At 39.6% G+C, this 6,201-nt stretch carries 6 protein-coding genes; 1 reads left to right on the forward strand and 5 read right to left on the reverse strand.

Annotated features, from left to right (window positions below):
- The 5 genes from RRG12_RS41065 to RRG12_RS41085 form a co-directional block, all read right to left on the reverse strand.
- Positions 1–951: cyclic nucleotide-binding domain-containing protein (locus RRG12_RS41065; RefSeq protein ID WP_420763154.1), on the reverse strand; the 951-nt coding region annotated here is incomplete at its 3' end.
- 123 nt (positions 952–1,074) lie between these two features.
- A complete protein-coding gene (locus RRG12_RS41070) occupies positions 1,075–2,265 on the reverse strand; it encodes a DUF7005 family protein (RefSeq protein WP_420761132.1) in 1,191 nt (396 codons plus the stop codon).
- A 41-nt stretch (positions 2,266–2,306) separates the two neighbouring features.
- Positions 2,307–3,095 (reverse strand): MinD/ParA family ATP-binding protein, encoded by a 789-nt coding sequence (locus RRG12_RS41075; RefSeq protein WP_420761131.1) that lies wholly within the window; start codon positions 3,093–3,095, stop codon positions 2,307–2,309.
- Positions 3,096–3,193: 98 nt separating this feature from the next.
- Positions 3,194–4,606: a cache domain-containing protein gene (locus RRG12_RS41080; RefSeq protein ID WP_420761130.1), complete on the reverse strand. Its 1,413-nt coding sequence runs from the start codon at positions 4,604–4,606 to the stop codon at positions 3,194–3,196.
- 151 nt (positions 4,607–4,757) lie between these two features.
- Positions 4,758–5,177 carry a helix-turn-helix transcriptional regulator gene (locus RRG12_RS41085; protein ID WP_420761129.1) on the reverse strand — a complete coding sequence of 140 codons (420 nt, stop codon included), beginning with the start codon at positions 5,175–5,177 and terminating at the stop codon, positions 4,758–4,760.
- A gap of 321 nt (positions 5,178–5,498) precedes the next feature.
- Between RRG12_RS41085 and RRG12_RS41090 the strand changes: the two genes are divergently transcribed.
- Positions 5,499–6,201, forward strand: a 703-nt coding sequence (locus RRG12_RS41090) for a hypothetical protein (RefSeq protein WP_420763155.1), incomplete at its 3' end; no start/stop codon positions are given.

Below are 6,201 nucleotides of genomic sequence, written 5' to 3' on the forward strand. Positions count from 1 at the left end.
CCAAGTGTGACTCAGCATTCCTTGCAATCTCTGGGAAAGCAAAGTAGCGATCGCACGATAAAAACGAGATGCAAATCCCACATCTTGTTGTAACTTTGCTGCCATTTCCGGTCGGGGAACTGACAAAACAATCGAGTCTTCAATGGTCTTAACGGTTGCAGAAGGTAAACGACCATCAATAAAGGGTGTTTCACCGACAATTTCGCCTTTGGATAATCTTGCTATTTCTCTACCAGAAATTTCATGACCCTCGATCGCAGCAAAAGCACGTGTTAAAGGATTACATTCATCTTCAGTAATAGACAGAGACATTATTCCATCTAAAATAATATATAGTGCTTCCACAGTCCCTCTTTCACGAAACAGTGTAGTATTAGCAGGAATTTTTTCCTGAGTCCCACAAGCCATCATCCAATCAATATCACTATCATGTAATTCTCCCAAAATAAATAGCACATCTCTGAGTGGTTGACCTTGCACCAAGTTGCTACGACCAAGTTGATTGATGATACTTTGTAGTCTATCTGAAAGCATAATGGCGATCGCTCGATAAAAGCGCGAAGCAAAACCAACATCTTGCTGCAACTTTGCTGCCAATTTCTGTTGAGGAATTGACATCACCAGCGACTTTTCTACAGCTTTAATAGTTGTAGCAGTTGGGCGATTACCTATCAAGGGTAGTTCTCCCACAACTTCACCACTGGATAATCTCGCAATTTCCCGACCGGAGATTTCACCACCTTCGATTGCTGCAAAAGCACGAGTCAAAGGATTGTTGTCTGGTTGAGAAACACTAACTGCTAAAATTCCATCCAGTAATATATGTAGAGAATCGGCAGTTTTTCCTTCTTGGATAAGTAAACTTCCAGCAGTTATTTCTCTTTGATGACCTGTAGCAACCATCCAATCAATGTCACTGTGAGTTAATTCTTTAAGTAAAACTTCTGTCATAAATCAACTTGCCTATGTCTTACTAATGGTAATTGTCAAAAACGTAGATGCCGAGGCGCTTGTCACAAGTTACTACAAAGGACACAAATAAAAGATAAAACTCAATATAGGCAACATGTATAATTAAATAACCTTGACTTGAATCATGTCTAGAGATTGAATATTCAGCAAATTATTTAATCTTTGTTGAATGCGAAATTCAGCTGATTTATCAGCTAATTCTTCTAACGTCAAGTGAGTCAATGCCATTAACATTAGGGGTTGAATGTTAGCATCTCTCAACTGGCTCACATACTCAACATGGAAAGACTGCAAATTTTCAGCAGCAGCTTTCACTAATACCTGTAAAATCTTAAAAGCCCCATCAGAAAGTGACGGATTACCGAGGTAATTTTGTAGTCTACCTCCCTCTCGATAATTAGGAAAAGACTCCAACCCCAAAAAGTGCAAAAACCAGTCGGCTCGATAAGTCCCAATAGCGGCTACAATCCCTCTGTAGTCAGCAATTAGCTCGTCGAATATATTATTTTGCATGGAATTAAACAACCGACGTGTAAAGTAGTGAGTACATTCATGTTCCAGCCGAATTGTCAAGGATAAATGTTGCCATTGTGCTTCTTCAAGTCCTATATCTTTGGCTGAAACATTACTATAAGAACTATTACTCAAAATAATAAATTTATCCTGATAAAGCTGTTTTTGTGGTATTAACCGCCCAAACTCTTCTAACCAACTGCTTTGAGAACAATTAGCAGGATTTTCAGCCGACCATTGTTGGCGATATTGGCGAATTCTATCCCAGTTATTAAAACCGCTAACTATACAGGCTCCTATAGAGTTTGGGACTGGCTGCGGTTCATTTCGCTTTGTCAAAGCTTGAACTAAACAAACAAAATCCTTTCGGTTTCCAGTTAATAATACTGGGATGGTTCCAGCCAAGCTTTGATGTAGTATTAATTGCAGTTTTTCAGGTTCTTGCAAGACTAAGCCAGTTGCAATCATCCTATCTATCGCAACACCCCGACGAGTAGCAGACTGATACGCTTCAGTTTGGCTAATACCCTCGATTATGGGAAATTGGAATTGTACTAATCGCTGTTTGAGTACCTCAAATACTCCTAAAACTTTTGCTGAAACAGCGTATTCTTCCCAAGCAGGTATATGGGGTTCAGAAGTCAGGGGAAACTTGACTCTATCGGTTAATGTGTTGTGATCAAAGACGTTTTGATTGTATACCAATAATTCTTCTACCTGTGCAGCAGTGGCTCCAAAGTCGGTAAGAGCATCAGTACGAAATGATTGTTGATCGCTCATAAGCGTAGACATCACCCTCATAAAGGGACAAAAGCAAAAGACTAATGGCTAACGACTAAACTAGCAATCTGATTGGTAATTCCTTTGATAGTTTGACTGATGGGATGTTGAGGATAACGTAGAGAAAAAAGACCTTTGCTTGCTAGCTGTACCATATCTTCGGAAAGAGGCAAAATCCCCACAACAGGAGCGTTATAGATTTTTTCTACTTGTTGTTGCAAGTCAAGAAAATTTAAGTTTGGCAGCACCTTATTGATAACTAACAACATTTTTGGTACTTTCAACTTCCGAGCTACATCGACTGTCACGGCAGTTCCTTGAAAGTCTTGATAATCTGGACGTAAAAGAATTACTAAAACATTAGAAATCCCAATAGAAAGCAAAGTTTCTTCATTTAAACCAGGATGTGTATCAATTAACAGATAATCTAATTTCAGACTACGAATAAATTCTTGAAAACCATCGTTTAGCCGAACGACATCATATCCCTCCCGGAGAACTCTGGCGATTTCACTAGCTTTAATACTACAAGGAACTAAATGAAGACTGCCTTTAACTGTACTTGTATTTCCCTGCTCTACAGCTAAAGCTTCAGTAACATCATAGGCAGCATCTTTAATATTACAGTACCCCCACAAATAATCATTGAGGGTGCGTTCCATTTTGTTTTCATTAATCCCAAAAATAACGTGAATTCCTGGTGATTGAATATCAGTATCAATAATGCCTACACTTTGTCCTTGCAAGACCATAGTAGCAGCCATATTAGCAATCAAGTTGGATTTGCCAGTGCCACCACGGAATGAATGAACTGCAATAATCTGTGCCATAATTTACCTCAAAGTCATTAATCAAGAGTAATTTTTCCCTTTAAATATCTCCCAAACTTTCAGTCTTGCCATCAACGCTAATCGATAAATTCAATGGCTCAGGGATCGTGCAATCGCTCTTTGAGAGATTGCACCTGATTCTGCAATCTTTGGTAGTACTCTGTCTCAGTTTCGGTTTGTGTAACTTGCTGTTCTCTAAGCTTTTGGATTTTTTGTTGTAATTGCTGAAAGTGTTCATTTTCAGTAATTTCGGCAACGTGGCTAGCTCTTTTGGTTTCGTTAATCTCAATGCAAAGTTCCTGTACTTGGACTTTTAGGCGCTGATCTCGCATTCTGACTGACTCAGCCATCTCTAAAAAGACACACATTAATTGACCGATATCATCTTGACTATGGGTAAATTGAGCCAAATTCTGATGGAGTTCTAGTACATGAGAATCAAAATCGTCATCTTCCAACGCTTGGGCGGCGACGATGAGGGCGCGAATCGGTCGGGAAATACTTAGCCCCAAGAGCAGCGCTATGATTGCCGTAATTCCGCCGACTATTACCACGCTGGTACTATTGAGCCAAATCAGGCGATTCAAAGGAATGCTAAACTCTGCTTTGGATTGGCTGACTCCCAATACCCAAGGTCGCGTTGCTAAAGGTGCAAAGCCGACTATCTGTGCCATGTGCGATCGCGGCAATTGATAGGTGGCGTGTCCTGGCTGTTTAGCTCTCACCATCACCTTTAAGTCAGGAATGTCCAAGCTCTCAACCCGATCCACACCGTAGCGTTTGTTTTGAGCAACCTGTTTTAATGTTTGAGTTGGTAGCGTCAGGAGGCTATGGTAGAGCAGAGATGGATCAGCATGACTAATGATTACTCCCTGTTGGTCAATCAGGAAGATATTGGTCTGAAAGTCTATATGTAAGGCATTAATAGTTGTCCAAATATCTTTTCCCCGAATATTGAGTAGGGTAGTTCCCACAATCTCTCCATTAGGCGATCGCACGCGCCCAGAGAAAAACATTCCTGGATTTTCAATTGTTTGGCTCACCAAGCTACCAAATCCGTAAAAGTTATCTTGAATAATCGAATAGTTTTCGCCAATGAATTTTGGATCTGTTGCAGCAAGGCACTCACCTTTGTTATCCATCAGCAAGACATTATCAATATCTGGATGAGAGCGTAGGACGTTTTGTAGTGTTGCTTGCAGGTTGTCGCGGTGAGCTTCTTGCTTTTGTGGTGTGTCAGCAGCAAGGAAATCTACTACATGACGATTATTACTGACTTGAGCAACTACACGATGGTGGTCAATAATTAACTGGTCGAAGCGACTAGCGCTACTGCTAGCTAACAATTCCAGTTTGCGGTATTCCCCAGCCTCTACACTGTTTAAGCTCTGTTGCAGATTGTAGTAGGCGGTGAAGATCATCGGTATCAACACAGCACAAACCAATGCTACCGAAATTTTCGCAGCGATTGGCCAAGCAAATGGGTTAAATAACCGATGTAAATGCTTCATTTGAAAGATGCTCTTCAGCTTTAAGGTATAATATTTTGATACTTTAAAAATGGTTTAGAGTTCCCAAATTTAAAGTTAAATATGCCAAATATTTAAATGGATTTACAGCTTTATTGCTTTACTCCAATTAACGCTAATGGCTGCTACTACTCTAGCTGCGTTGGGTCTTTCTAAAAGCTTTAGGTGTAATCCCATGATGTCGGCGGAATTGGCGAAAAAAGTAACCTTCATGCTGATAACCAACTGCTTGAGCGACTTGACTTACACATTGATCAGTCTCTAGCAGTAGAGCGCGTGCTGCTACCATTCGGCGTTCAACAATCCAATCATTTACTGTATATCCTGTATTGCGTCGTACTAAATCGGTCAAATAAGCGGCGCAGTAACCAACAGCAACAGCTACGTCAGATAAGCTAATTGGTTGATTATAATTTGCCTCAATAAATTGGAAGACCTGACTTAGTTGAGGATTACTAGGAAATATCGTTAGTAAACTATCTGATGATCTAGCAGTATTAGCAAGAGCTTGTTCTGCAACTATCTGAAAATCAGCAGTGCAATGCTTATTCATAAATGCTTTTTTGGTTTAAGCAATAATTATCCCTAAACTGATCAATTCACCAAGAAATCTATTGACTCTCTTGAGAGTGAAAAAATACTTTCTCTATAGTAATATTGCTGTTTCAGAATTTTTGCAAGTCACTTGTTTTAACTAAGCTTTTATACCTAGTTAATTTAAACTAGTAGTCGAAATCCAAATTTTATGCATTGTATTTAAAAGCTTTCTGATTTATGTTGTAAGCACTAAATTAAGCAATCTTTCTTTCCAGAGAGTAAATACGGCTGGGATACATATTAAAATCATCAAAACCTAATGCCATAGCCAAATGTAATGAAGTACGAACTCTTGCCCAAAACCGATTACCCTCTTTCCCAACCTCAGATATGCATTATTGATCCAGCCTTAGCTCTTTCTGTCCACGGAGTTCCTTTAATTCAACAGTTAGGAGAAGTGATGGAGTTATGGGTTGTACGAGAACTTTGGCATATACTTGACAGTTCTTCCTTTTACTCACAACATCCAGAATTAATTACTCCAAAAGGAATTAACTCTTGTAGAACACCCAAGCAAGAACGTGTTGCACTGGAGGAAACGCTTTGGTCACTTAAGAGATGGGAGCAATTCCGTGTAGAGAATGACTTAGCAAGACTTAATTTATTTTGGCTAGGAGATAGCCTAAGAGAATCTCTTCTCCCTAAAAATAAAAATCTAGAAATCTTTTGGCAATGGGAAGCGCTTACAAAATCCCTCGATAGTCAACTTGACGAATCTCAAACTATAGACTATGTTTTACCTCTTGCCTTCCGCGATACTATAGCGCTGGCTGCAAGTTTAGGTTCTGCTTTCATTCTGACTTATCAGCCAAAAGCAGATTTTGAAAAAAACTTTCCTCCAGAAATTTGTAAAGCTCTACAATTTTGGGGCATCTCTTGTCAAGTTCTCACACCTAGAGATTCTTGTGTCTCAGTAGAACGCGATTATTTGCGACAATTACTGGTTTCTACTGGTACTATCAAGTTTCTTTGGGCAGGAT

The sequence above is a fragment of the Nostoc sp. CALU 546 genome (genome assembly GCF_048836525.1).

Bases quoted from the DNA above. Each gene is read 5' to 3' on its own strand.
- RRG12_RS41070 (WP_420761132.1), bottom strand. From the start codon at position 2,265: ATGAGCGATCAACAATCATTTCGTACTGATGCTCTTACCGACTTTGGA.
- RRG12_RS41080 (WP_420761130.1), bottom strand. From the start codon at position 4,606: ATGAAGCATTTACATCGGTTATTTAACCCATTTGCTTGGCCAATCGCT.
- RRG12_RS41075 (WP_420761131.1), bottom strand. From the start codon at position 3,095: ATGGCACAGATTATTGCAGTTCATTCATTCCGTGGTGGCACTGGCAAA.
- RRG12_RS41085 (WP_420761129.1), bottom strand. From the start codon at position 5,177: ATGAATAAGCATTGCACTGCTGATTTTCAGATAGTTGCAGAACAAGCT.